Annotated in this window: 22 protein-coding genes and 1 tRNA gene; 12 read left to right on the top strand and 11 right to left on the bottom strand. The window is 71.5% G+C overall.

Annotation, left to right across the window (positions count from 1 at the left end; translation table 11 throughout):
* Positions 1-12: 12 nt before the first annotated feature.
* Positions 13-603, bottom strand: coding sequence for a TetR/AcrR family transcriptional regulator (locus AB0I73_RS03680; RefSeq protein WP_363033377.1), 591 nt, complete (start codon positions 601-603; stop codon positions 13-15).
* Positions 600-2,123 (bottom strand): 3-hydroxyacyl-CoA dehydrogenase, encoded by a 1,524-nt coding sequence (locus AB0I73_RS03675; RefSeq protein ID WP_363033375.1) that lies wholly within the window; start codon positions 2,121-2,123, stop codon positions 600-602. Before AB0I73_RS03675 ends, AB0I73_RS03680 begins: the two co-directional genes overlap by 4 nt.
* A gap of 154 nt (positions 2,124-2,277) precedes the next feature.
* Between AB0I73_RS03675 and paaN the strand changes: the two genes are divergently transcribed.
* Positions 2,278-3,969: a phenylacetic acid degradation protein PaaN gene (paaN, locus tag AB0I73_RS03670; RefSeq protein ID WP_363033373.1), complete on the top strand. Its 1,692-nt coding sequence runs from the start codon at positions 2,278-2,280 to the stop codon at positions 3,967-3,969.
* Between the two features lie 47 nt (positions 3,970-4,016).
* Here paaN and AB0I73_RS03665 read toward each other — a convergent pair whose 3' ends face one another.
* From AB0I73_RS03665 to AB0I73_RS03655, 3 genes are read right to left on the bottom strand one after another with little or no spacing between them, the layout of a single operon-like run.
* Positions 4,017-4,835 carry a TrmH family RNA methyltransferase gene (locus AB0I73_RS03665; RefSeq protein ID WP_363033371.1) on the bottom strand — a complete coding sequence of 273 codons (819 nt, stop codon included), beginning with the start codon at positions 4,833-4,835 and terminating at the stop codon, positions 4,017-4,019.
* Between the two features lie 10 nt (positions 4,836-4,845).
* A complete protein-coding gene (locus AB0I73_RS03660; RefSeq protein WP_363033567.1) occupies positions 4,846-6,093 on the bottom strand; it encodes an HTTM domain-containing protein in 1,248 nt (415 codons plus the stop codon).
* 14 nt (positions 6,094-6,107) lie between these two features.
* A complete protein-coding gene (locus tag AB0I73_RS03655; protein WP_363033369.1) occupies positions 6,108-6,857 on the bottom strand; it encodes a DUF5819 family protein in 750 nt (249 codons plus the stop codon).
* A gap of 292 nt (positions 6,858-7,149) precedes the next feature.
* Here AB0I73_RS03655 and paaA point away from each other — a divergent pair, with 292 nt between their 5' ends.
* The 5 genes from paaA to AB0I73_RS03630 are packed head-to-tail and all read left to right on the top strand — an operon-like array spanning position 7,150 to position 10,865.
* Positions 7,150-8,187, top strand: coding sequence for a 1,2-phenylacetyl-CoA epoxidase subunit PaaA (gene paaA / locus AB0I73_RS03650; protein ID WP_363033367.1), 1,038 nt, complete (start codon positions 7,150-7,152; stop codon positions 8,185-8,187).
* Positions 8,184-8,471 carry a 1,2-phenylacetyl-CoA epoxidase subunit PaaB gene (gene paaB, locus AB0I73_RS03645; RefSeq protein ID WP_055574617.1) on the top strand — a complete coding sequence of 96 codons (288 nt, stop codon included), beginning with the start codon at positions 8,184-8,186 and terminating at the stop codon, positions 8,469-8,471. The genes paaA and paaB overlap by 4 nt, the downstream gene beginning before the upstream one ends.
* Complete coding sequence (gene paaC, locus AB0I73_RS03640) at positions 8,468-9,226, top strand: 1,2-phenylacetyl-CoA epoxidase subunit PaaC (RefSeq protein WP_363033365.1); 759 nt, start codon at positions 8,468-8,470, stop codon at positions 9,224-9,226. The genes paaB and paaC overlap by 4 nt, the downstream gene beginning before the upstream one ends.
* On the top strand, positions 9,220-9,807 hold the full coding sequence (paaD, locus tag AB0I73_RS03635) for a 1,2-phenylacetyl-CoA epoxidase subunit PaaD (RefSeq protein ID WP_363033363.1): 588 nt from the start codon (positions 9,220-9,222) through the stop codon (positions 9,805-9,807). Before paaC ends, paaD begins: the two co-directional genes overlap by 7 nt.
* Positions 9,807-10,865: a 2Fe-2S iron-sulfur cluster-binding protein gene (locus tag AB0I73_RS03630; protein ID WP_363033361.1), complete on the top strand. Its 1,059-nt coding sequence runs from the start codon at positions 9,807-9,809 to the stop codon at positions 10,863-10,865. The genes paaD and AB0I73_RS03630 overlap by 1 nt, the downstream gene beginning before the upstream one ends.
* A gap of 40 nt (positions 10,866-10,905) precedes the next feature.
* Here AB0I73_RS03630 and AB0I73_RS03625 read toward each other — a convergent pair whose 3' ends face one another.
* From AB0I73_RS03625 to AB0I73_RS03610, 4 genes are all read right to left on the bottom strand, one after another.
* Positions 10,906-11,235 carry a rhodanese-like domain-containing protein gene (locus AB0I73_RS03625; protein ID WP_363033565.1) on the bottom strand — a complete coding sequence of 110 codons (330 nt, stop codon included), beginning with the start codon at positions 11,233-11,235 and terminating at the stop codon, positions 10,906-10,908.
* A 94-nt stretch (positions 11,236-11,329) separates the two neighbouring features.
* Positions 11,330-12,121, bottom strand: a complete 792-nt coding sequence (locus tag AB0I73_RS03620) for a hypothetical protein (protein ID WP_363033563.1) — start codon at positions 12,119-12,121, stop codon at positions 11,330-11,332.
* A gap of 243 nt (positions 12,122-12,364) precedes the next feature.
* Positions 12,365-13,792 carry a DUF2252 domain-containing protein gene (locus AB0I73_RS03615; RefSeq protein WP_363033562.1) on the bottom strand — a complete coding sequence of 476 codons (1,428 nt, stop codon included), beginning with the start codon at positions 13,790-13,792 and terminating at the stop codon, positions 12,365-12,367.
* Between the two features lie 334 nt (positions 13,793-14,126).
* Positions 14,127-14,792 (bottom strand): ScbR family autoregulator-binding transcription factor, encoded by a 666-nt coding sequence (locus tag AB0I73_RS03610; protein WP_363033359.1) that lies wholly within the window; start codon positions 14,790-14,792, stop codon positions 14,127-14,129.
* A gap of 258 nt (positions 14,793-15,050) precedes the next feature.
* Between AB0I73_RS03610 and AB0I73_RS03605 the strand changes: the two genes are divergently transcribed.
* Together AB0I73_RS03605 and AB0I73_RS03600 are read left to right on the top strand one after the other, a co-directional pair.
* Entirely contained in the window at positions 15,051-16,046 is a 996-nt protein-coding gene (locus tag AB0I73_RS03605) for a ScbA/BarX family gamma-butyrolactone biosynthesis protein (protein WP_363033357.1), read from the top strand.
* Positions 16,047-16,057: 11 nt separating this feature from the next.
* A complete protein-coding gene (locus AB0I73_RS03600) occupies positions 16,058-16,999 on the top strand; it encodes an NAD-dependent epimerase/dehydratase family protein (protein WP_363033355.1) in 942 nt (313 codons plus the stop codon).
* A 615-nt stretch (positions 17,000-17,614) separates the two neighbouring features.
* Here AB0I73_RS03600 and AB0I73_RS03595 read toward each other — a convergent pair.
* Complete coding sequence (locus AB0I73_RS03595) at positions 17,615-19,666, bottom strand: hypothetical protein (RefSeq protein ID WP_363033353.1); 2,052 nt, start codon at positions 19,664-19,666, stop codon at positions 17,615-17,617.
* 738 nt (positions 19,667-20,404) lie between these two features.
* Here AB0I73_RS03595 and AB0I73_RS03590 point away from each other — a divergent pair.
* Positions 20,405-20,719, top strand: a complete 315-nt coding sequence (locus AB0I73_RS03590; RefSeq protein WP_363033351.1) for a hypothetical protein — start codon at positions 20,405-20,407, stop codon at positions 20,717-20,719.
* A gap of 133 nt (positions 20,720-20,852) precedes the next feature.
* Here AB0I73_RS03590 and AB0I73_RS03585 read toward each other — a convergent pair.
* A tRNA-Leu gene (locus tag AB0I73_RS03585) sits at positions 20,853-20,936 on the bottom strand.
* Between the two features lie 606 nt (positions 20,937-21,542).
* Here AB0I73_RS03585 and AB0I73_RS03580 point away from each other — a divergent pair.
* From AB0I73_RS03580 to AB0I73_RS03570, 3 genes are all read left to right on the top strand, one after another.
* Positions 21,543-22,433 carry a DUF3662 and FHA domain-containing protein gene (locus AB0I73_RS03580; protein ID WP_363033349.1) on the top strand — a complete coding sequence of 297 codons (891 nt, stop codon included), beginning with the start codon at positions 21,543-21,545 and terminating at the stop codon, positions 22,431-22,433.
* Positions 22,434-22,443: 10 nt separating this feature from the next.
* Positions 22,444-22,953 (top strand): FHA domain-containing protein, encoded by a 510-nt coding sequence (locus AB0I73_RS03575; RefSeq protein WP_109376622.1) that lies wholly within the window; start codon positions 22,444-22,446, stop codon positions 22,951-22,953.
* Positions 22,954-23,094: 141 nt separating this feature from the next.
* Positions 23,095-24,636 carry a Stp1/IreP family PP2C-type Ser/Thr phosphatase gene (locus AB0I73_RS03570; RefSeq protein WP_363033560.1) on the top strand — a complete coding sequence of 514 codons (1,542 nt, stop codon included), beginning with the start codon at positions 23,095-23,097 and terminating at the stop codon, positions 24,634-24,636.

Raw genomic sequence — 24,636 nt, 5'->3', positions numbered from 1 at the left:
ACGCCGGTCCGGTCAGGCCGCCCTGCGCAGCCCTGAGAAGGCCAGCTGAACCACCGCGTCGGCCACTTCGCGCTCGCTGGTGCCGCGTCCGTCGGGCCGGTACCACTCGACGAGCGAGTTGATCATGCCGAAGACCAGCCGGGTCGCCAGGCGCACCTCTATGTCGCCGCGCACGTCCCCTTCCGCCGCCGCGGCCTTCAGCAAGGCCGCCACCCGGTGGTCGAACTCGCGCCGTCGCTCCAGGGCCCACCGCTCGGTGTCCGTGTTGCCGCGCACCCGCAGCAGCAGCGTCACGTACGGCAGTTCCGCGGTCAGGACCTCGACCATGCGCCGTACGACGTACTCCAGCCGCTCGGCGGCACGTCCCACGCGCGCGTGCTCCTCGTCGAGGATGCCGAAGAGACCGTCCAGCGCCCGGCTCACCGCACGCCGCAGCAGTTCCTCCTTGCCCGCCACGTGGTGGTAGATCGACGACTTGGAGATGCCCGCCGCCTTGGAGAGGTGCTCCATCGAGGTGCCGTCGTAGCCCCGCTCGTTGAACACCCGCACGGCGACGGACAGCAGGGTCTCCGGGGTGTACGTGTCGCGCCTGGCAGTGGTCATGGGGTGCCCTCCCGCTTGTCTGTGGCGCACGCGTACCGGTAGAGCGCGAGGGACGGCGCGTAGCGGCCGGACGGGTCGATCTCGTGCAGTTCCTCCAGGAGGGAGCCGGCCCAGCCGCGGCCGAGGCGGCGGCTCCACTCGAAGGGCCCGAGGGGGTAGTTCACACCCAACCGCATCGCGGTGTCGACGTCCTCCTCGGTGGCCACCCCCTTGGCCACGGCCTCGACCGCCAGATCGATGATCCGCGCCACCGTGCGCGCGACGATCATGCCGGGGACGTCGCCGATGACGCTGACCTTCTTGCCGAGCGCCTGGAACAGGCCGGTGGCCTCGGCGACGGTCCGCGGGGAGGTGTCCTGGGAGTGGGACAGGGCGATCCGGCCGGCCTCGCGGTAGTCGAGGGCGAGATCGAAGTAGACGACGTCGCGGAACTCCACCGACGTCTGACCGTCCGCGAGCACCAGCTGACCACCGCCGGGCAGCACCAGGCGGGTGCCGTTGTCCTCGTCCTCCGCGCGGACCTGGATGCCCGCCTCCCGGATCAGTGCGAGCAGGTCCGAGGCGGGGCCCAGATCCCCCTCGGCGACCACGTACGCGGGCGCCGCCGCCGGCTCCGCGGTGTGCGGCTCGGGACGCCCGGCGCCGTCCGTGCGGTCGGAGTATTCGTACCACCCCCGGCCGCTCTTGCGGCCGAGACGGCCGGACTCGACCAGCCGGCGCTGGGCCAGGGAGGGCGTGAAGCGCACGTCCTGGAAGAAGGCCCGCCACACCGAGTGGGTGACGGACTCGTTGACGTCCTGCCCGATGAGGTCGGTCAGCTCGAAGGCGCCCATGCGGAAGCCCCCGGACTCGCGCAGCACCGCGTCGATCGTGGCCGGGTCGGCCCCCTGGGACTCGTACACCGCGAAGGCCTCGGCGTAGAAGGGCCGGGCGACCCGGTTGACGATGAAGCCGGGGGTGTCGGCGCAGGCGACCGGCGTCTTGCCCCAGGCCCGGGCCGTCTCGTACGCACGCGTGGCGTGCGCGACCTCGGTGGCGAAGCCGGAGACGACCTCGACGAGCGGCAGCAGCGGGGCCGGGTTGAAGAAGTGCAGGCCCACGAAGCGCCCGGGGACCCTCAGCGCGCCGCCGATGGCGGTGACCGACAGGGACGAGGTGTTGGTGGCGAGCAGGCAGTCGTCGCCGACGACGTCCTCCAGCGCGCGGAACAACTCCTGCTTGACGTCCAGGCGCTCCAGGACGGCCTCGACCACCAGGGCGCAGTCCGCGAGTCCCGCGAGGTCGTCGACGGGCCGCAGGCGGGCGCGGGCCGCGTCCCGGTCGGCGGCGGTGAGCCGTTCCTTGGCCACCAGCCGGTCGAGCCGGGCCACTGTCCTGTCGGCCGCTTCCCGGGCCCGGCCGGGAACGGCGTCGTACAGCAGCACGGGATGACCCGCGACCAGTGCGACCTGGGCGATGCCCTGGCCCATGGTGCCGGTGCCGACGACGGCCACGGGGCTGCTGAGGTCGAGTGCTGTCATGTGCGCGATCCTCCCGCACGAGCCGGTCCACAGATGCGGCGGACCCCTTGTCCCGACCGATCGTTCGGTTACTCTAACCCTGACCGCCCGTGTTCCGACATCCCCCGCCCACGCTTGGGCCCGGCCCACGAACTCGACGAGGAGTTGGTCCCCGATGGCCGCCGAACTCACCGCGCAGCAGCTGATCACCCGACACCGGCCCACCCTGGACCGGGCACTGGAAGCGATCCGCACCCGCGCGTACTGGTCCCCTCACCCCGAGCACCCCAAGGCCTACGGGGAGCACGGCAGCCTGGACCCGGCGGCGGGCAAGGCCGCCTTCGACGCGCTGCTCGGCACCCGCCTCGACCTCGGCCAGCCCGGCACGGACGACTGGGTGGGCGGCGAGACCTCCCCCTACGGCGTCGAGCTGGGCGTGAGCTACCCGCACGCGGACCCCGACGTGCTGCTGCCCGCCATGCGGACCGGGATGCGGGCCTGGCGGGACGCCGGCGCCGAGACCCGTGCGGTGGTCTGCCTCGAGATCCTCAAGCGGATCAGCGACCGGACGATGGAGTTCGCCCACGCGGTCATGCACACCTCCGGCCAGGCGTTCATGATGGCGTTCCAGGCCGGCGGCCCGCACGCGCAGGACCGCGGCATGGAGGCGGTGGCGTACGCGTACGCCGAGCAGGTGCGCACCCCCGACACCGCGGAGTGGACCAAGCCGCAGGGCAAGCGCGATCCGCTGACGCTGACCAAGCGGTTCACCCCGGTCCCGCGCGGCATCGGCCTGGTCATCGGCTGCAACACCTTCCCGACGTGGAACGGCTACCCCGGCCTGTTCGCCTCCCTCGCCACCGGCAACGCGGTCCTGGTCAAGCCGCACCCGCGCGCGGTGCTGCCGCTCGCGCTCACCGTCCAGGCCGCGCGCCAGGTGCTGACCGAAGCCGGTTTCGACCCGAACCTGGTGGCCCTGGCCGCCGAGAGGCCCGGCGAAGGCATCGCCAAGACGCTCGCCACGCGCCCGGAGATCCGGATCATCGACTACACCGGCTCCACGGAGTTCGGCGACTGGCTGGAGGCCCACGCCCGCCAGGCGCAGGTTTACACCGAGAAGGCCGGCGTCAACACGGTGATCGTGGAGTCGACCGGCGACTACCAGGGCATGCTCGCCAACCTGGCGTTCTCCCTCTCGCTCTACAGCGGCCAGATGTGCACCACCCCGCAGAACCTGCTGATCCCGCGCGACGGCATCACCACTGACCAGGGCCCCAAGTCCTTCGACGAGGTCGCCGCCGACCTCGCGAAGGCGGTCGACGGCCTGCTCGGCGACGACGCGCGTGCGAACGCGCTGCTCGGCGCGATCGTCAACCCCGGCGTCAAGGCCCGCCTGGAGGCCGCCGCCGGTCTCGGCGAGGTCGCCCTCGCCTCCCGGGAGATCACCCATCCGGAGTTCCCGGACGCGGTGGTCCGCACCCCTGTGATCGTGAAGCTGGACGGCTCGAAGCCGGACGCCGAGGCCGCCTGCATGAGCGAGTGCTTCGGACCGGTCTCCTTCGCCGTCGCGGTCGACTCCGCCTCGGACGCGGCGGAGCTCCTGCGGCGCACCGTCCGCGAGAAGGGCGCGATGACCGTCGGCGCGTACACGACCTCCCCCGAGGTCGAGGAGACCGTGCGGGAGGTGTGCCTGGAGGAGGCGGCCCAGCTCTCCCTCAACCTCACCGGCGGGGTGTACGTCAACCAGACGGCCGCGTTCTCCGACTTCCACGGCTCCGGCGGCAACCCGGCGGCCAACGCGGCCCTCACCGACGCGGCGTTCGTGGCCAACCGCTTCCGGGTGATCGAGGTGCGCCGGGAGGCGTGACGGACCGGTGCGGCGACCGCAGTCGCGCGGCCCCGCCCGGACAGGCCCTAAGCGGGTGCGCCCCCGGCGGCGCTCCAGTGGTACAGCGTCATGGCCACACTGGTCGCGAGGTTGTAGCTGGAGACCTGGGGGCGCATCGGCAGCGCCACCAGGTGGTCGGCACGCGCGCGCAGTTCCGCCGAGAGCCCGCTGCGCTCCGAGCCGAAGGCGAGCAGCGCGTCGTCGGGCAGCTTCAGCGACCGGATGTCGTCCCCCTCCGGGTCGAGCGCGAACACCGGGCCGGTGGGCAGTTCGTCGACGGGCAGCCGCTCCACGGCGGTCGCGAAGTGCAGCCCGGCCCCGCCACGCACGACCGTGGGGTGCCAGGGGTCAAGGGTGCCGGTGGTGACGACGCCGGTCGCCCCGAAACCGGCGGCCAGCCGGATCACGGCCCCCGCGTTGCCCAGGTTGCGCGGGAGGTCCAGGACCACCACGGGGGCGGTGCGCGGGGTGTGCGCCAGCCTCTCCAGGTTGTCCGCGCGGGAGGGCCGTACGGCGAGGGCGGCGACGGCGGTGGGATGCGGGCGCGGGACCAGCGAGGCGTACGTCTCGTACGGCACCTCGGCCAGCAGCGCCGCCAGCGCGTCCCGGACGTCCGGGGCCAGCTCGTCCGCGAGGGCGAGCGCGGCGGCCCGGTCCGCGGTGACCGCCACCTCGACCTCCGCCCCGAAGCGCACGGCGTGCTTGAGGGCGTGGAAGCCGTCGAGCAGGACGGCGGTACCGCTCCGCCGGTGCCAGCGGGTCACGGGACCGGTGGCCCGGTCGGGGTCGGAGGTTCCGGGCACGGGGGTGGGGTCGGGTCCGGAGGCAGGGTCGGGGGCGGCCATGACGTGCAGCCTACGTGCGGGGACCGGGTGCTTTCCCCGGCGCGGGGGCGGCCGGCGGGCCGGCCACCCGCGTCGCCGGGTCGGCGAACCGGGGCCCCGGGACCGACGGACCGCCCGCGCGCGCGGGGGGCCGCCGTCCGCGGGCCCGCACCCACTCGTACGCGCGGGCGGAGCCGTCGCCCAGGCGGCGCAGGAACGTCGTCGGCAGGAAGACGGCGTCGGCCGCGATCATCGCCAGGGAGAAGAAGGGCAGTCCCAGGACGACGGCGATCACGGCGTGCTCAGTGATCATGAGCACCAGGAACACGTTCTTGACCCGCCGGTTGAACAGGGTGAACGGGAAGGCGACCTGCACGGCGACCGTCCCGTACGTCACCAGCATCACCAGGGTGCCGCTGGCGGTCAGCAGGTCGCCGAGGGCCGGCCAGGGGGAGAAGTACTCCAGGTGGAGCGGGTAGTGGACCGCGGTGCCGTCCTGCCAGCGGGAGCCCTGGACCTTGTACCAGCCGGCCGTGGCGTAGATCAGACAGGCCTCGGCCATGATCACCAGCAGGGCCCCGTTGTGCACGGCGTTGGCGACGACGTCCAGCAGGATGCGCGGCTGCGGGGTCCTCGCGCGACGCCCCACCAGCCACCACAGCGCCTGCACCCCCCAGACGGCCCACAGCAGCGCCGGTATGAACCAGTCGCCGTCCAACCGGCCGGCCAGGGTCGCCACGAGCAGCAGGAGGCCCAGCACACCCCACAGCACGGGGCCCACCCGGTCCCGCGGCCGCTCCCCACACGCGCGTGCCCGCTCCTCGCGCCGGGCGCGCCGCGCGTCCAGCGACCACACCTGGCCGCAGCGGGTGAACACGAGGTAGATCGACATCAGGTGCAGGACGTTGTCGCCGCCGTCGCCCATGAAGACACTGCGGTTCTGCAGCGACAGCACACCCACCATGAACAGCACCGACATGGTGCGGGTGCGCCAGCCCAGCAGCAGCAGCGCGCTCCACACCACCGCGAGCGCGTAGCCGGCCTCGAACCAGCCCTGGCCGTCCGACCACAGCAGCGCGGTGAAGGCACCGTTGGACCCGACCAGCTGATCGGCGAGATCCCAGTCCCACGGGCCGTCGGGACCGTACAGCTCCTGGCGATGGGGGAATTCCCGGAGCAGGAACAGCAGCCAGGTCGCGCTGAAGCCGATCCGGATCACGGCGGTCTGGTGCGGGCCGAGAGCGGCGTCGGTGGCCCGTTCGACGGCGCCGGAGACCATGCGGGAGAAGCGGTTCACCCGATGCCTCCCCGGGCCTCGTCCTCCGGCACCGGCCACCAGGGCAGGGTGCGGTGGACCGGCTTCGTCGAGACCTGCTCCTCGCTCCACCGGGGCGGCGGCACGTCGACGGTGCGGGAGCGAACCTGGATCCGGTCGACGACGTCGCCCGGCCCGGCCGCGTCCGACCGTTCGAGCCTCATCACCATGATCCGGCGCAAATACGACTCGGCCAGCGCGCCCCGCATGCCCACCGGACGGTCGTCGTCATGCGTGGCGACGAAGAAGTCCCAGGCCCGGCGCAGCTCGTTCTGCTGGGTGTGGCTGGGCAGGAGGTTGCCGTCGATGGCCCGGCCGTCCTGGGCGGACAGGTCGTACCAGCCGGTGGTCCGCACTCCCCCGTCCGCCGTCAGGATCTCGGCGCGGACCTGGACGGAGATGTTCTGCTGCAGCGGGTTGGGCGCGAACAGCTTCCAGTTCTGCTCGAACTCCGGGTAGATCCAGTCCTCGATCGCCGTGCCGTGCTCCTTGGAGACCGTGTTCGCGGGCGCGACGTGCAGGAACGTCATGCCGAGGTGCACGCAGACCACGATCGCGACGCCCCCGAGGGCCACCGCGGCGGCGATCCGATGGAGCGGGGAGAGGGCGGCCACGCCGGTGGCGGGCCCGGGCGGCGGGGCGGGGCCGCTCGGTTCCTCCAGTCCGTCCGGCCCTTCCGGCCCGCTCCGGTCCTGCCGGGCGTGCGAGCCCTCGTCGTGCGCGTTCATCCCGCCCCGTTCCCACATTCCCGGTCCGTGTCCCGGTCGCGGCGCCGTCGTACCGCCCGCATACCGCTCCGCGGCTTCACCGTGTCGCACGGGAACGGTACTCAGCACCGGCCGCCGGGGCACAGCCCCGGAGGTCATCCACAGCTGTTGACACCTTGCGACGGCCGTCTCACCATGGAACCGCACGAACCGAACGATCGGTCGGGAGCGTGTTCCGGGAAGAACCCAGAGCGAGAAGAACCAAGGTCGAGAAGAACCAAGGTCGAGAAGAACCAAGGTCGAGGGGGACCTCATGGCGACAGCAGCCGCTCGCGGCACGGTCGGCGGCCGTACCCACGACGCACCGGACGGCGCCGTCGACAGCACCGGTGATCCGCTCGTCGACAGCGCGGGACACGAGCGTGCCTTCGACGCGGCCGTCGCCGCCGACGAGAGGATCGAACCGCGCGACTGGATGCCCGACGCCTACCGTGCCACGCTCGTCCGGCAGATCGCCCAGCACGCGCACTCCGAGATCATCGGCATGCAGCCGGAGGCCAACTGGATCACCCGCGCGCCGTCGCTGCGCCGCAAGGCGATCCTGATGGCCAAGGTGCAGGACGAAGCCGGACACGGCCTGTACCTCTACAGCGCCGCCGAGACCCTCGGCACCAGCCGCGAGGAGCTGCTGGACAAGCTGCACTCCGGCCGCCAGAAGTACTCCTCGATCTTCAACTACCCCACGCTGACCTGGGCCGACGTCGGTGCGATCGGCTGGCTGGTGGACGGCGCCGCGATCACCAACCAGGTGCCCCTGTGCCGCTGCTCGTACGGCCCGTACGCGCGCGCCATGGTGCGCATCTGCAAGGAGGAGTCCTTCCACCAGCGTCAGGGCTACGAGCTGCTGCTGGCCCTGAGTCGCGGCACCCCCGAGCAGCACGCGATGGCCCAGGACGCGGTGGACCGCTGGTGGTGGCCGTCCCTGATGATGTTCGGCCCGCCCGACGACGAGTCGCAGCACTCCGCGCAGTCGATGGCCTGGAAGATCAAGCGGCACTCCAACGACGAGCTGCGTCAGCGCTTCGTCGACATCTGCGTCCCGCAGGCCGAGTCGCTCGGCCTCACCCTCCCCGACCCGGACCTGCGGTGGAACGAGGAGCGGGGGCACCACGACTTCGGCCCGATCGACTGGAGCGAGTTCTGGGACGTCCTCAAGGGCAACGGCCCGTGCAACGAGGAACGGCTGACCCGGCGCAGGCGCGCCCACGAGGAGGGCGCCTGGGTCAGGGAGGCGGCAGCGGCCCACGCGGCCAAGCACGCGAACGGCGAGACAGGAGCGACCCGTACATGACCGACACCGACTGGCCCCTGTGGGAGGTATTCGTGCGCTCCCGCCGGGGGCTCTCCCACACCCACGCCGGCAGCCTGCACGCCCCGGACGCGGAGCTCGCCCTGCGCAATGCCCGCGATCTGTACACCCGCCGCGGTGAGGGCGTCTCGATCTGGGTCGTACCGTCCTCCGCGGTCACCGCGTCCTCGCCGGACGAGAAGGACCCGTTCTTCGAACCCGCCGCCGACAAGCCCTACCGGCACCCGACGTTCTACGAGATCCCCGAGGGGGTGCGGCACCTGTGACGACGCCACCCAGCACCCCCGCACAGACAGCCTCCGGGGGAGACACCGCCCGCACGACGGCCGCACTCGCCCTCGGCGACGACGCCCTGGTGCTCTCCCACCGCCTGGGCGAGTGGGCGGGCAACGCCCCGGTGCTGGAGGAGGAGGTCGCCCTCGCCAACATCGCGCTGGACCTGCTGGGCCAGGCCCGGGTGCTGCTGTCGACGGTCGGCGACGAGGACGAGCTGGCGTTCCTCCGCGAGGAACGCGCCTTCCGCAACCTCCAGCTGGTGGAACAGCCGAACGGAGACTTCGCCCACACCATCGTCCGCCAGCTGTACTTCTCCACCTACCAGCACCTCCTGCACACCGAGCTCGCCGCGGGGGACGGACCGTTCGCGCCGCTGGCCGGCAAGGCCGTCAAGGAGGTCGCCTACCACCGCGACCACGCCGAGCAGTGGACCCTGCGGCTCGGCGACGGCACGGACGCCAGCCGGGCCCGGACCCAGCGGGCCGTGGACACCCTGTGGCGGTACACCGGCGAGATGTTCCAGCCGGTCGAGGGCCTCGACATCGACTGGCCGGCCCTGGAGACGGCCTGGCTGGAGCGGATCACCCAGGTACTGCGCCGGGCCACCCTCACCGTGCCCGGGGGGCCGCGCACCGGGGCCTGGGCGGCCGGTGCCGGCCGCCAGGGACTGCACACCGAGTCCTTCGGCCGGATGCTCGCCGAGATGCAGCACCTGCACCGCAGCCACCCGGGGGCGACATGGTGACCACGGCGCCCACCACCCCGCTGGAGGCCGAACTCCTGGAACTGGCCGGTTCGGTGCCCGACCCCGAACTGCCCGTGCTGACCCTGCGCGAGCTGGGCGTGGTGCGCGCGGTGCACGCGCGCGGGACGGACGCCGTCGAGGTCGAGCTGACCCCCACGTACACGGGCTGCCCGGCCGTCGAGGCGATGTCTGCGGACATAGAGCGGGTCCTGCGCGGACACGGCGTGCGTGAGGTCACCGTCCGCAGGGTGCTCGCGCCCGCCTGGTCGACCGACGACATCACCGAGGAGGGGCGGCGCAAGCTGCGGGAGTTCGGCATCGCCCCGCCTCGTGCACGGCCGCCGTCCGGCGCGGTCCCGGTGGACCTCGGGCCGCCCCGCACCCGCGACCCGCTGACCGGCTACCCGTCGGCCGACGAGGCGTCGGTCGACGAGGCGTCCGCCGCTCCGGAGCCGGTGCGTTGCCCGCACTGCGGCTCCGCCGACACCGAACTGCTCAGCCGTTTCTCGTCCACGGCGTGCAAGGCCCTGCGCCGGTGCCTGGCCTGCCTCGAACCGTTCGACCACTTCAAGGAGTTGTGATGGCGCGCTTCCACCGGCTCCGGGTGGCCGCGGTCGAGCGGCTCACCGACGACTCCGTCGCCCTCACCCTCACCGTGCCCCCGGAACTGCGCGAGCAGTACCGGCACGCCCCGGGCCAGCACCTCACCCTGCGGCGCAGGGCCGAGGGCGAGGACATCCGGCGCACCTACTCCATCTGCTCCCCGGCACCCGACGGCCAAGGGCCCGGCACGCTGCGGGTGGGGGTGCGGCTGGTCGACGGCGGAGCCTTCTCGACGTACGCCCTGAAGGAGATCGGCGTCGGGGACGAGCTGGAGGTGATGACCCCGGCGGGCCGGTTCACCCTCCGGCCCGCGCCCGGCCGGTACGCGGCGATCGTCGGTGGAAGCGGCATCACACCGGTGCTGTCCATCGTCTCGACCCTGCTGAGGCGCGAGCCCGATGCCCGCTTCTGCCTGATCCGCAGTGACCGCACGGCCGCATCGACGATGTTCCTGGAAGAGGTGGCCGACCTGAAGGACCGCTACACCGAGCGGCTCCAGCTGGTGACGGTGCTGTCACGGGAGGAGCAGCAGGCGGGGCTGCCGTCCGGGCGGCTCGACCAGGAGCGGCTCACCGGACTGCTGCCGGCGCTGCTGCCCGTGGAGCAGGTGGACGGCTGGTTCCTGTGCGGCCCGTACGGACTGGTGGAGGGTGCGGAGCGAGCTCTGCGCGGCCTGGGCGTGGCCCGCTCCCGCATCCACGAAGAGATCTTCCACGTGGACACCGGCACACCGGTCGCCCCCACGGCACCCGCCCCCGCCCACAGCACGGTCACCGCCCTGCTCGACGGGCGCGGCGGCACCTGGCCCGTCCGGGACGGCGAGTCCCTGCTGGAAACGGTGCTGCGCAACCGCTCCGACGCCCCCTACGCCTGCAAGGGCGGGGTGTGCGGAACCTGCCGTGCCTTTCTCGTCTCGGGCGAGGTGCGGATGAACCGCAACTTCGCGCTGGAGTCGGAGGAGACCGAGGCGGGCTACGTACTGGCCTGCCAGTCGCATCCGGTGACGGAGAGAGTGGAGCTGGACTTCGACCGCTGACGCCCGTTCCCCGCTTCCGGAGCCAGTTCCGGCACCCGGACTACAGCACGTGTCCGGGTTGCCCGTCATCCGTGACCACGGAGCGCCCCGCCGACTCCCACATCTGCATCCCGCCCGCCACGTTCACGGCGTCGATGCCCTGCTGGACCAGGTACATGGTGACCTGGGCGGAGCGCCCGCCGGAACGGCAGATCACATGCACCCGGCCGTCCTGCGGGGCCGCCTCGGTCAGCTCACCGTAACGGGCGACGAACTCGCTGATCGGGATGTGCAGCGCCCCTTCGGCATGACCGGACTTCCACTCGTCGTCCTCTCGGACGTCCAACAGGAAATCGCCGTCCTCGAGGTCCGTGACCCCGACCGTGGGCACCCCAGTCGCAAAACTCATGCCCCCGACGCTACCGGAAGCAACCGAGCCGGACTTCACACCCGCGGGGCGGCCGGGGTTTCGGCCGCTCCGCGGCTCAGCCCTGCAGGGCCGCCAGCTCCGCCTCGCGTTCGCTCACCTGGGCGCGCAGCTGCTCGGCTATCTCCTCCAGGAGACGGTCCGGGTCGTACGGGGCCAGCCGGAGCATCGAGCCGACGGCACCCTCCTCGAGTTCTTTCGCGACCAGCGTGAGCAGTTCCTTGCGCTGGGCGAGCCACTCGAGCCGGGCGTAGAGCTCGTCGACGGCACTCGGGGCCTGCTCCTTCGGCTTCGGGCCCGCGGCCCATTCCTCGGTGAGCTCACGCAGCTCCGCCTCGCTGCCGCGGGCGTAGGCGGCGTTGACGCGGGTGATGAACTCCTCGCGGCGGCGGCGTTCCGACTCCTCCTGCGCCAGGTCCGGGTGCGCCCTGCGGGCGAGGTCGCGGTAGAGCTTGCGGGCCTCCTCACTGGGCCGCACCCGCTCCGGGGTCCGTACCGGCTGGTCCGTGAGCATGGCCGCGGCCTCCGGGAAGAGACCGTCGCCGTCCATCCAGCCGTTCAGCAGCTGCTCCACACCGGGGATCGGCAGCAACCGGGAGCGCGCGTCCTCGGCCAACCGTCGGTCCTCGGGATCACCGGTGCGGTCGGCCTTGGCCTCCAGGATCCGGGCGTCCAGTTCCTCGAGGCGCAGGTACATGGGGCCGAGCCGCTGCTCGTGCAGCCGGGAGAAGTTCTCGACCTCGATGCGGAAGGTGTCCACCGCGATCTCGAACTCGATCAGCGCCTGCTCGGCGGCCCGCACGGCCTGCTCCAGTCGCGCCTCGGGCCGCTGCGCACCGCCTTCGGCCATCACCTGCTGCTGCTCCGCACCGGCGCCGCCACCACCCTGCTCACCCTCCGAGGTCGTCACCCGCACAGCGTAGGCCACCACCGCCACCCCCGGAGCCCACCCGGCCCGCTCCCGACACCGGCCCGGCCCGTCGAACCGCAGGCCGGACCACCTGCCGGACCATCTGTGGGCCCACCGAGGAGGCGCCGGAAACGGAACGCTGACATCCGGCCATCCGGCCCTGCCCCCTGCCGGCCCCGCTGCTCAGACCCCCGTCTCCGCCGCGATCCGGCCCGACCGCACCGCCGCCACCAGGTCCGCGTGGTCGGCCTCCGTGCGGTCGGCGTAGCGGAGCGCGAAGTCGGCCATCGCCTCGTCGAGCTCGTCGTTCTTGCCGCAGTAGCCCGCGATCAGGCGGGGATCGACGCTGTGGGAGTGGGCGCGGGCCAGGAGGGCGCCGGTCATGCGGGCGTAGTCGTCGACCTGGTCGGCGGCCAGGGCCGTCGGGTCGACGCTGCCCTTGCGGTTGCGGAACTGCCGGACCTGGAAGGGCCTCCCCTCGACGGTCGTCCAGCCCAGCAGGTTGTCGCTGACCACCTGCATCCTCTTCTGCCCCAGGACCACGCGCCGGCCCTCGTGGTCGGCGTCGGGAACGTCGAAACCGGCCGTCAGCAGGTGCGGGACCAGCGCCGAGGCGCGGGCCTCCTTCACCTGGAGGACCAGGGGCTCGCCCCGGTGGTCCAGGAGCAGCACCACGTACGAGCGGGTGCCCACACTGCCCGTGCCGACGACGCGGAACGCCACGTCCTGCACCGCGTGCCGGGCCAGCAGCGGAAGCCGGTCCGGCTGGAGGGTGCCGACGTACTCCTCCAGGGAGGAGGCCACCGCGGCGGCCTCGGCGTCGTCGACGCGCCGCAGTACCGGCGGGGCGTCGACGAAACGGCGTCCGCCGTCCGCCGTCACCTCGGTGGACTTGGCCGCGAAACGGCCGCTGGTGTTGGCGCGGGCCTTCGCGTAGACCCGCTCCAGGGTGCCCAACAGATCGTGCGCGTCGGTGTGGGAGACCAGTTCCTCGTCGGCGATGGCGTTCCAGGCGTCCAGCACCGGCAGCTTGGCCAGCAGCCGCATCGTGCGACGGTAGGCGCCCACCACGTCACGAGCGGCCCTGCGGCAGGTGTCCTCGTCCGCGCCGGCCTCCCGTCCCGCGAGCACCAGCGAGGTGGCGAGCCGCTTGACGTCCCACTCCCAGGGGCCCCACAACGTCTCGTCGAAGTCGTTCAGGTCGATGACCAGTCCGCCGCGCGCGTCGCCGTACAGGCCGAAGTTGGCCGCGTGCGCGTCGCCGCATATCTGCGCGCGGATCCGCGTCATGGGGGTGCGGGCCAGGTCGTGGCCCATGAGGCCCGCCGCGCCGCGCAGGAAGGCGAACGGTGTCGCCGCCATCCTGCCCACCCGTATCGGCGTCAACTCGGGCAGCCGGCCGCGGCTGGACTCCTCGACCGCGCTCACCGCGTCGGGGCGGGAGGGGTCCAGGTCGAGACCGGCGTGGGCGCTGCGGGGGACCAGCCGGCGAAGGGCCTTGCCGTCCTCCTTGGCCGAGCCCTCGGGCGGCCATGCGGCGAAGCCCCGTACGCGCGGCAGCCGCCGCACCTCGTCGGCCGCCCGGCCGTCCGGTCCCGCCTGCGACGGCACCTCTTCCGTGCCGACCCCACCGGCAACGATCTCGGTCACAACAACCGCCTCCCCCGTACGCCCACACGTACGTCCTTGCACACGCTCGACCACGCGCACGCATCGACAACCGAAACGAACGACCGTCGGCCCCGCGTCGACACAGGCATCGGCGCAGGCCATGACATCATCCGTGCCGACCGTACAACCCGGTGGACGAAACGCGTCAGGTCTTGTGGACAACTCCGGGGCTGTGGACAACGCCCTCACCCACACGCGCCCTTGTGACTCCCGCTGCAGCCGCCGACCTCAGCTCACCGCGCCCACGCCCACACGTGTCCACGCCCGTGCCCGTCTACCCCGCCTCGGCGACGTCTCCCACAACCGGTTCCAACCGTCCCTCCGCGAGGGCCCGCTGGGCGCGGTCCGCCGAGATGTCCAGCCGGGCCAGCACCGCCGGGACCGCGATGCCCGGCAGCATGTGCTGGAACAGCACGACGACCCGGTGCTCCAGATCCTGCCGCTGGCAGCGCAGCTGCGAGAGGAGCTGCACCCCCGAGTAACTCGCGACCAACAGCTCCGCCGTCTCCGTCACTTCGACGTGCGGCAGCAGCTCGCCCCCCGCCTTCGCCTCGGCCAGGGTCCGGGTGGTCTGGTCGATCCACATGCGGAACGCCGGGGTTCGGTCCAGCCCCAACGCCCCCTGGTCCAGGGCCAGTCCGACACTGGCCCGCACCAGCGGATCGGTCCGCAGCCGCAGGGCCAGCACCAGACCGGAGTCGACGAGCTCCTGGAGTTTGCTCGACTGGGGCGGCAGGGCGACCGCCAGCTGCTCCTCGAAGATGCCGAGCGCCAGCTCCTCCTTGGAGCCGAAGTGGAAGTACAGGGCGCCCTTGGTCACCCCGGCCCGGTCCAGGATCTCCCCGATGGTCGCGGAGGTGTAGCCGCGTTCGTCGAAGACGGCCGCGGCCGCGGCCAGAATGGTCCGCCGCGTGCGGATCGCGCGCTCCTGTCGCGCCATCGGGTGCCTCCTGGTCTCCGTGGGTCTCGCGGATCGCCGTGAAGTCGCCGCGCGGGCGCCGTGCGGGCGCGTGGGCTCGTCTCCAACGGTATGGATCACCGGTATGGATCACCCTTGAAAAAAACCGGCTCGTCCGTATCTTAGTGCGAAAGTCGACCGGATCCAGGCCGTCCATTCGAGGGGTTCTCCATGTCGCAGTCAGGTCCCTCAAGTACACCCACGGAGGATCAGACCGGACAGGGGGACGGGCCCGCAAGCGTGGCCGGGCAGGCCGCCGGTGCCCGCACCGGCCCCGGCACCACCCGGGTCACCGAGCAGCTCGCGCACCGCACCCGCGTGGCGGACGTCTTCCCCGCGGATTGGATACGCCTCTCCGATCTCGCCTTCCGCGTCACCGCGCACTGGCCCGCCGACCACTCCTTCTTCGGCCCGGCCGACGATCGCCACCAGGACCCGATGATCATCGGTGAGACCCTGCGCCAGACCACGATGGTCCTCGCCCACGCCGAGTTCGGCACCCCACTCGACACACACTTCGTCATGTGGGACCTGTCGGTCACCGCAGACCCCTCCGGGCTGTTACTCGCGGACGCCACCGAGCCGGTCACCATCGACGTCGTCTGCTCCGAGGTGCGCCGCCGGGATCGTGGTCTGAGCAGCATGCGGACGACCATGGAGTTCCGCCGCGCGGGACGGCTCGTCGCCCGGGGCACCGGCAGCACGGGCTGCACCTCACCGTCCGCCTACCTCCGCCTGCGGGCCCGGCAGTTGGACGCCACGGACAGCGCGATACCCCTGTTGTCCCCCGTTCCCCCCGAACTGGTCGGCCGTGACCGCGCGGAGGACGTCGTCCTCGCCCCCGCCGACCGCCCCGGCACCTGGCTCCTGCGGGTCGACACCGGCCACCCGGTCCTCTTCCCCCGGCCCAACGACCACGTTCCCGGCATGGTCCTGTTCGAGGCGGCCCGCCAGGCCGCGACCGCGGCATCCGGCAGACGGTCCTTCCTGCCGACCGACATGGCCGCCTCCTTCAGTCGCTACGCCGAACTGGACAGCCCCTGCCTGCTCGAAGCCGAAGTCCTCGACAAGGACAAGGACGAAGACAAGGCGGACGCCGACGCCGGTACCGGGAACGGCGAGGTGACCGTACAGGTCTCCGGCCGGCAGAACGACAAGCCCGTCTTCACCGCCACCCTCACCTCAGCACCTCACGGCCGCACCCCGGACCACACCCCGGTACGTTCGCCGCTGTGACGCTGAAAACGGTGAACCTTCTGATCACGGGCGGCACCGGCTTCATCGGCAGCCGGGTCGCGGCGGCCGCGCACCAACGCCCGGACGCCCACGTCCGTCTGCTGTCCCGCCGCGCCCTCCGCACGCCCGCCGAGGCCACGGCCGAGATCGAGACCACGGCCGGGACCGTACCCGGCGACCTCGCCGATCCCGCTTCCCTGTACGGCAGTTGCACCGGCATCGACGTACTCGTCCACTGCGCCTCACGCGTGAGCGGTGACCCGGAATCGCTCGCGGCGGTCAACGACCGGGGCACGAAAGCCCTGGTGGAGGAAGCGGTACGCAGCGGGGTGCGCCGCATCCTCTACATGAGCACCGCCGCCGTCCACGGCCGGGGCCCCTTCCACGGCGTACGGCCGGGCGAGGCCCCCGTCGCCCCCGCCTCCGCCACCAGCCGCACCCGTGCCGCCGCCGAGCGGCACGTCCTCGACGCGGGCGGCCTGGTACTACGACCCCACCTGGTGTACGGCGAGGGCGACCGCTGGATGGTGCCCGGACTGGTCCGACTCCTGCGGGAGTTGTCGGCGACCGTGACGGGCTGCGAAGCCCTGCACTCGGTGATCGACGTGGTCACCCTGGGCCGCGCCGCCGTCGCCGCGGCGCTCTCACCGGACCACGGGCCCGGCGTCCACTACGTCAGCCACCCGGCCCCCGTTCCCGCGTCGGAGCTGCTCGCGGCCGTGTGCGCGCACGTGGAACAGCCCGGCGAGGGCGCGTCGGTGGACGTCACGACCGCCTACGCACGAGCCGCCGGTTCCCCTCGCGCGCTGCATCACCTCGGCATGCTCACCGTCGACCACTGGTTCAGGGACGACACCTTCTGGAGCACCCTGAACTGCTCCTCGGGCGACGCCTTCGCCCACGCCTTCCCCCGTGCAGCCTCTTGGTACCGGTCGTTCGTCGACGCTCCCTGACCGGCTCCCCCCACGCAGGCCCGCGCTTGTGGCCGTCCGTCACCCTGGGATCAAACCAATCCGTCGGTTTGTCACCTGGGGCAAAAGCTCGAATCGCGGTCCTTCCGATCCGAGCCGCGTAGCCGGGCGCTGGAGTACACGGCCGGGTCGATCGCGCCCTTGGAGCGCAAAACCGACTGGTCGACGGCTGGACGCGCTGGGGAGGTGCATCCGATCGGGATGCGGCGGCCACTGACCGCCGTCCGCACCCAGGAACCGTCAGAGGGAGAAGCGCTCTTGGCCAGACCCATCCGATTCCCTGTCCGTCGCGGAGATCCGCCACCTGATCGGACTGCTCCTCCGCCCACAACACCTCACTCCGCTATCCGGTCACCGGACCGCTGTCGCCTCACAGCACCCGGAAAAAGCGGAGAGCACCAACACCTGCACGCCCAGCTGCTTCCCACCCGAAACATCATGAGATTTCCATCACAGGTCCTGGACCGCATCCCACTCCGCCCGCGCTCGGTCGTACTCGCCGAGATCCATCAGCGGGCGTGACAGCAGGGCCGCCACGGCCTCCTCGCCTCAGCGGTCCGCCTGCCACCGTGAACCAGCCGCCGATCACCCTGCCTGTCAGCTCAGGTCGGCTCGGTTTGCGTCGAGGGCCGGTCCCGACAGCGTGCCGCTCGGTTCATGCTCCTGCTGGTGGAGGAGGGCCGTGTCGGCGAGGGCGTTGACGGCGGTGTTGAACCGCTCCATCGAGGTGGGCTGACCGGGGCCGAGGACGTACTCCTTGAGCGTGTGCCGGTCGAGTGCCATCGGGTCATGGCGTGGCTCTCGCACCGACCGCAGGATCTCCGGCAGTCGGGTGCAGGCCCGGTCGAGGAGGTAGGCGCCGCCCGCAGTGGTGTAGGCGGCGCGGAATTCCTCGTCGGGCAGGTCGTGTGCGTTGGTCAGGACGTACGGCTTGAGGCTTGCGACGAAGTCGGCGACGACGGATGAGACGTCGCTGATGAGGATGTCCGCCTGGTTGAAGCACTCGTACAGGGTGGGAAGCTGACCGGTGATCACCTGGTGACGGAAGGGGCCGGTGCGGCTCCAGAAGAGGTGGTGCCATTCGGCTTCCAGCGCGTACCACTCGTCGGAGCCCGTGTGGTCCGGCATCCGCGCGTCGCGCGTCTGCTGGGCGTCGTCGCCGGTTCGGTTGCGGCCGGCGAGTTCGTTGAGCCGTTCCCTGATCTCCCGCATCCGCGGCTCCGGCCCGGTGTCGAGGTCGGGCAGGGCGTCGGCGGACTGGCGTCGGCGGTTGTCGGCATCGAGCATCTCACGGATGGTCCGGTCGGCGTCCGCGGCTTCGGCGGAGCGCTTGCCGGTCAACGGATGCGGTTTGTACAGGACCCGCACGCCCTCGTCGAGCAGGGCACCGACCAGGTCCGTACCCATGGGGATCAGGGAGGTGTGGCAGTCGTCGTCACTCCAGCCTTCCCAGGTCGGCGCGTACAGCACGGTGGGCAGCGGACCGGGTATGTGCTCGGCGTGCAGTCGGATCGGAGCCAGTTGGGGACGGCCGACCTCCACGATCGCGGCGTCGTCGATGGCGTGCCGGATCCGCTGGTAGCGGTCGCGGCCCGCGCGTCCGGCCACCCAGATCTCGTCGTACACCTTGCTGACCCGGTTGCTGCTGGCGAGCTTGTCGCTGTCGCCGTGGCCGATGAAGACGTGCTTGGCCTCAGCGACGCGCAGCATGTGGACGTTCTTGCCCGCGTTGCCCGGGTACAGCACCACCTTCAGGTCGGGCAGGTCGAGTTGGGCCAGGTCGTCGGCCCCGGGCACGCACACGACCGGGAGGCGGGTGCGGCTGAGGTAGGAGAAGGAGGCACGTTCCCGCAGGATGATCAGCGGGCGGCGGTCGAGGTTCTCCAGGGTTTCGATCCACATGTTGACCTGGTACATGAAGTCCCGGGAGACCGCGGCGAAGCTGAAGTACAGGGCCACCTCCGGCCGGTAGTCGGCCAGCTGCCGGTTGAGTGCGGCGATGATCTCCTCCCGCTGCGGCGTCCGGCGGGCCGTTCGCACCTGCGCGGCCAGTGCCAGCAGCAGGAGAGCGGACAGCCCGAGGCTCACCGCGTATCCGGCCTTGGTGAAGGACCAGCCGGCGGTCGCCAGACCGGCGAGCAGCCCCGCGTGCATCGGCAGGTCGAGGTGGAGCATCCGGCGCAGGTAGCGGCGGAACAGCAGGGGCGGCGGAGCCTTGGGGATGCCCGCGTCGCTCATGTCCATGTTGCGCACGGCGACCGGGAGCGTCCGCTCCCGGCGGATGATGCGGTGCAGCGCGGTGTAGAAAACGAGTATCCCGAACTGGGCACCCAGGACGAACAGTCCGGCGGCCAGCACGGGCTCGGGCGCCTCCATGCGTACCGCCAGCATGAGAAGCAGCACGTCACGGGCCAGGAATCGCATGACCCGGTCGACCCTGAGCGCGGCCAGCCGGCGGATGAAAGCGGGCTCGACGCGGTGCAGCCACGCGTCCATGACGTAGCTGACGGCTGACGCGGCGACGAACCCCCACAGATGGGGGAGCAGAGCGAACAACGGTAACGCCGCATAGCTCGCCCCGAGCAGAAGCGCCAGCGCAAATCCGCCCCCTGTACGTATGCGCAGTGCGGCACGAAGCGGTTGGAGCATGGTTGCTCGATGTCCCTTCCAGGAGGCGGCTCAAAAGCCGACCGAGAGATGGGCAATACGTGTGTTCGACATGCAGATCGGGTGAACGGTTGCTTGACGAGAGGTAAATTTCTCGGCATGCGAACCGGGCGGACCCGAGGCGCCTGCTTCAGGACCTGCTCGACACTCGGTCGACCCTCAGGCGTACGCCGCCGTGTCCACCGTCTGCAGTCGGGTTGGACGGCGCGCGGGCCCGCGGTGCGGGAGCCGGGGGATGCGGCGCTCACGTCCGTTGAATTGCCGTGATCACCGCGCCACCGCGGCCGGACCCCAGAGAAAAGGACACGAGGCGCGGGCACCCGGGATCGCGCCGGACGCCTGGAGGGGGTGGCCTGCGCAACAGCTGCGCACCGGGCGGGGATCCGTGCACCGGTGATGGCGGGGCCAGCCGCTGCTGCGGCGCACCGGACCGGTCTCCCAGCTCCTGTGTACCGTCCCTCAGCGATTCCTTGAGCCGGGGCGCCGGGAGCATCTCGTCTCCTGGAGCGGCGTCATCGGACCGTGTCGGGGTCTCGTAGCGATGTCAGCGCGATGACGGCGAAACCACTCGTCTCGCAGAGAGCTCCCCATCGGCCGGGCGAGCCGGCTCCCACCTCTCGCGCCAGGAACACGGCAGAGCTGCACGGAGAGGGACGAAGCGCGGGTTCGTCGAAGTACCCGCGTCTCGTGTCCGATCCGGCACCGGGCGATCCTCGGACCGTGCTGTTGGTGACCTCCCCGGCCGGGCGGGCCGACCGGGAGGGCGGTGCGGTGCACCTCGGCAAGACCGGCGCGTCCGACGGAATCAGGGCGGGCCGGACCACCGGCACGTCCACGAAGTGGATCGAAAAAATCCAGCCGTATCTGGTGGGCGCTCGAAACGGCCGGTTCAGCGCACCTTGCTCCGTCGAACCGGCAGACCGGTCTGGACGGCTTCCCGGCGCGAGCCTGCAAGCCGTGAAGGGCGAGGACGCGATCGCGAGCAGGGCGAACATCGACGAACCACGGGCAAACGAAGCAGGGCCCCGGTCGTGAGATACCTCACGACCGGGGCCCTTACGTGCTTCAGCCAGGCTGTGCGTCGCCTCACGACCCTCAGCAAACGAGAAACGGGCCCCTGCCGTGACTTTCGTCACTCGCAGCGACCCGTTTCGTCGTTTTCTCGACGTGCGCGAGGGGGGAGTTGAACCCCCACGCCCTTGCGGGCACTGGAACCTGAATCCAGCGCGTCTGCCTATTCCGCCACCCGCGCATTGGGTGTGTCCTCGGCCCCTCCCCGTAGTGGTTCGGCGCCTTCCGACACCAGAACATTAGCACGCTGATCGGGGTGGATTCACATCCCTTTCCGCCGCCCCGGACCCCACCCGCCTGAGCGGCATCGCCGCACGGTGACGTCACACCTCGAACAGAAACGGTGCCACGTCCCGGACACGCACGCATGGACGGGTCTCAATGGGCATGGATGGGCATGGATGCGCATGGATCTGCTCCCATCCCCTCCACAAGAACCACTTCACGTATCAACCTCGTACCGGTAGCCCCCGTCTCCCCAGGCGCCGGACGGAGTGCACAGCCGCATGCGGGACACTGGTCCACAGCCCCTCTACGATCCATGGCAGGGCGGCTCGCACGAGCACGGCCGAAGGAGTTCGAAGGGGCCCCCGGAGGGAACTCCGAGGGAACTCCGTCCGGCGTCGACACCGGTCGGTCGGGCAGGCAGGGGGAACCAGCCGATCGACCGGGGCGTGGATACGATCAGTAAGCAGTACCAGGTGGACGGTGCGCGGATCGGCGCACCGGGCAGTAGACGCAGTGGACAGGGCAGTACACAGGACGGCGACGACGGAGGAGGTGCCCCATGGGAGTCCTGAAGAAATTCGAGCAGCGGCTCGAAGGCCTGGTCAACGGCACCTTCGCCAAGGTGTTCAAGTCCGAGGTGCAGCCCGTGGAGATCGCGGGAGCACTCCAGCGGGAGTGCGACAACAACGCGACCATCTGGAACCGTGACCGCACCGTCGTCCCCAATGACTTCATCGTCGAACTGAGCACCCCCGACTACGAGCGGCTCAGCCCGTACTCCGGACAGCTCGGTGACGAACTCGCCGGCATGGTGCGCGACTACGCCAAGCAGCAGCGCTACACCTTCATGGGCCCCATCAAGGTGCACCTGGAGAAGGCGGAGGACCTCGACACCGGCCTGTACCGGGTGCGCAGCCGCACGCTCGCCTCCTCCAGCAGCCAGGCGGGGCCCACCGGCCCCGGCCCCGCGGGCCCCGGCACGGGCTCCCCGCCCGCCGGCCGTCCCGGCGGCTACGGGTACCCGCCCGCCGGCCGCCCCGGCGGCTACGGGTACCCGCCGGCCGCTCCCGCGGGAGCCCCGCCCATGCCGGCCGCGCCGCCCGGCGGCTACGGCTACCCGCCGGCGGCGGGCGGCCAGCGGCCCCCCGCCGCACCTCCGTCCGCCGGCCGCACCCGCTACTGGGTGGAGATCAACGGCAACCGCCACCAGATCTCCAACGCGACGCTGGTACTGGGCCGCAGCACCGAGGCCGACGTGCGGATCGACGACCCCGGCGTCTCCCGCCGGCACTGCGAGATCCGGACCGGAACGCCCTCGACGATCCAGGATCTCGGGTCCACCAACGGCATCGTGGTGGACGGACAGCACACCACCCACGCTACGCTCCGCGACGGCTCGCGGATCGTCGTGGGCAGCACCACCATCATTTACCGGCAAGCCGAAGGGTGAAGCGGGGGCAATGTCAGAGCTGACCCTCACGGTCATGCGGCTGGGTTTCCTGGCCGTACTGTGGCTGTTCGTGATCGTGGCCGTGCAGGTCATCCGCAGTGACCTCTTCGGTACGCGGGTCACCCAGCGCGGAGCACGCCGGGAGGCCACCCGGCCGCAACAGAGCGCCCGGCAGGCACCGCCGCCGCAGCGTCAGCAGTCCGGGGGCGGCCGCCGCGGCCGCAACGCCCCCACCAAGCTGGTCGTGACCGAGGGCACCCTCACCGGCACCACCGTCGCGCTCCAGGGCCAGACCATCACACTGGGCCGGGCGCACGACAGCACGATCGTGCTGGACGACGACTACGCCTCCAGCCGCCATGCCAGGATCTACCCGGACCGCGACGGCCAGTGGATCGTCGAGGACCTGGGCTCCACGAACGGCACGTACCTGGACCGGTCCCGGCTGACGACACCCACACCGATTGGACCGGGTGCGCCGATCCGCATCGGCAAGACCGTCATCGAGCTGCGGAAGTAGTGCTACACCAATGACAGAACGCGAGCGGAGCGAGCACACGGCGGGGGTCCCGACCCAGGACCCCGGCGCGCTCCCGACCGGAGGGTGGGCAGTGTGGCTCGACACGACCGGCTGTACCCGGAGCCGACGGGCGAGGTGCGCATGAGCCTGTCCCTGCGCTTCGCCGCCGGATCACACAAGGGGATGATCCGGGAGGGCAACGAGGACTCCGGTTACGCGGGTCCCCGCCTGCTCGCCATCGCCGACGGCATGGGCGGCGCCGCGGCCGGCGAGGTCGCCTCCTCCGAGGCCATCTCCACCATCGTCGCGCTCGACGACGACGTTCCCGGCTCCGACCTGCTCACCTCCCTCGGTGCGGCAGTGCAGCGCGCCAACGACCAGCTGCGCATGATGGTCGAGGAGGACCCCCAGCTCGAGGGCATGGGCACCACCCTGACCGCCCTGCTGTGGACCGGCCAGCGCCTCGGCATGGTGCACGTCGGCGACTCCCGGGCCTACCTCCTGCGCGACGGCGTCCTCACCCAGATCACCCAGGACCACACCTGGGTGCAGCGGCTGGTGGACGAGGGCCGGATCACCGAGGAGGAGGCGACCACCCACCCCCAGCGGTCCCTGCTCATGCGGGCCCTCGGCAGCGGCGAACACGTCGAACCCGACCTCTCCATCCGCGAGGTCCGGGCCGGCGACCGGTACCTGATCTGCTCCGACGGCCTGTCCGGTGTGGTCTCCCACCAGACCCTGGAAGAGGCCCTGGCGGGCTACCAGGGCCCCGAGGACACCGTGCAGACCCTGATCGAGCTGGCGCTGCGCGGCGGCGGCCCGGACAACATCACCGTGATCGTCGCCGACGTCCTCGACCTCGACACCGGTGACACCCTGGCCGGCCAGCTCTCCGACACCCCGGTCGTGGTCGGCGCCGTCGCCGAGAACCAGAACCAGCCGAACGACGGCAGCGCCATGCAGACCCCGGCCGGCCGCGCCGCCGGTCTCGGCCGCCGACGCGGCCAGGGCGGCGGCGGGGGCGAGTTCGGTCCGCCCGGCAGCGGGGACGTCACCGGCTTCATCCAGACCGACGGCTTCGGCTACGACGAGAACGACTTCGTCAAGCCCCGCAAGAGCCGAAAGTGGATCAAGCGCTCCTTCTACAGCCTGCTCACCCTCGCCGTCCTCGGCGGCGGCGTGTACGGCGGCTGGCGCTGGACGCAGACCCAGTACTACGTCGGCACCAACGGCGAGCACGTCGCGCTCTACCAGGGCATCAGCCAGGACCTGGCCTGGGTCTCGCTGTCGCGGGTCGAGAAGGACCACCCCGAGATCGAACTCAAGTACCTACCGCCCTACCAGCGGAAGCTGGTCGAGGCGACCATCGCCGAGGGCGACCTGCACGGCGCCCGGTCGAAGATCGACGAACTCGCGGTACAGGCCTCCGCATGCAGGAAGGAGGCCGAGCGGCGCGCCGCAGAGAGCGAGAGCAACGCGAAGACCGGCGAGGGCGAGGCCGGAGGCACCACGGGAACCACACCCGCCTCCTTCACGTCCAACACGCCGACGCCGAACCCCTCGGGTTCGACCGAGGCCCCGCAGAAGTCCACGCCCCAGTCCACGACCGCACCTACTCCCAGCCCCGGCCCCAGCCTCTCGGAGGAAGAGCAGAAGGTCGTCTCGCTGTGCGGTAAGCAGTAG

The sequence above is a fragment of the Streptomyces sp. NPDC050388 genome, assembly GCF_040655635.1.
Classification (GTDB): domain Bacteria; phylum Actinomycetota; class Actinomycetes; order Streptomycetales; family Streptomycetaceae; genus Streptomyces.
Note: the sequence above shows the minus strand (reverse complement) of the source record. Positions and strands in the feature narration are given on the sequence as shown.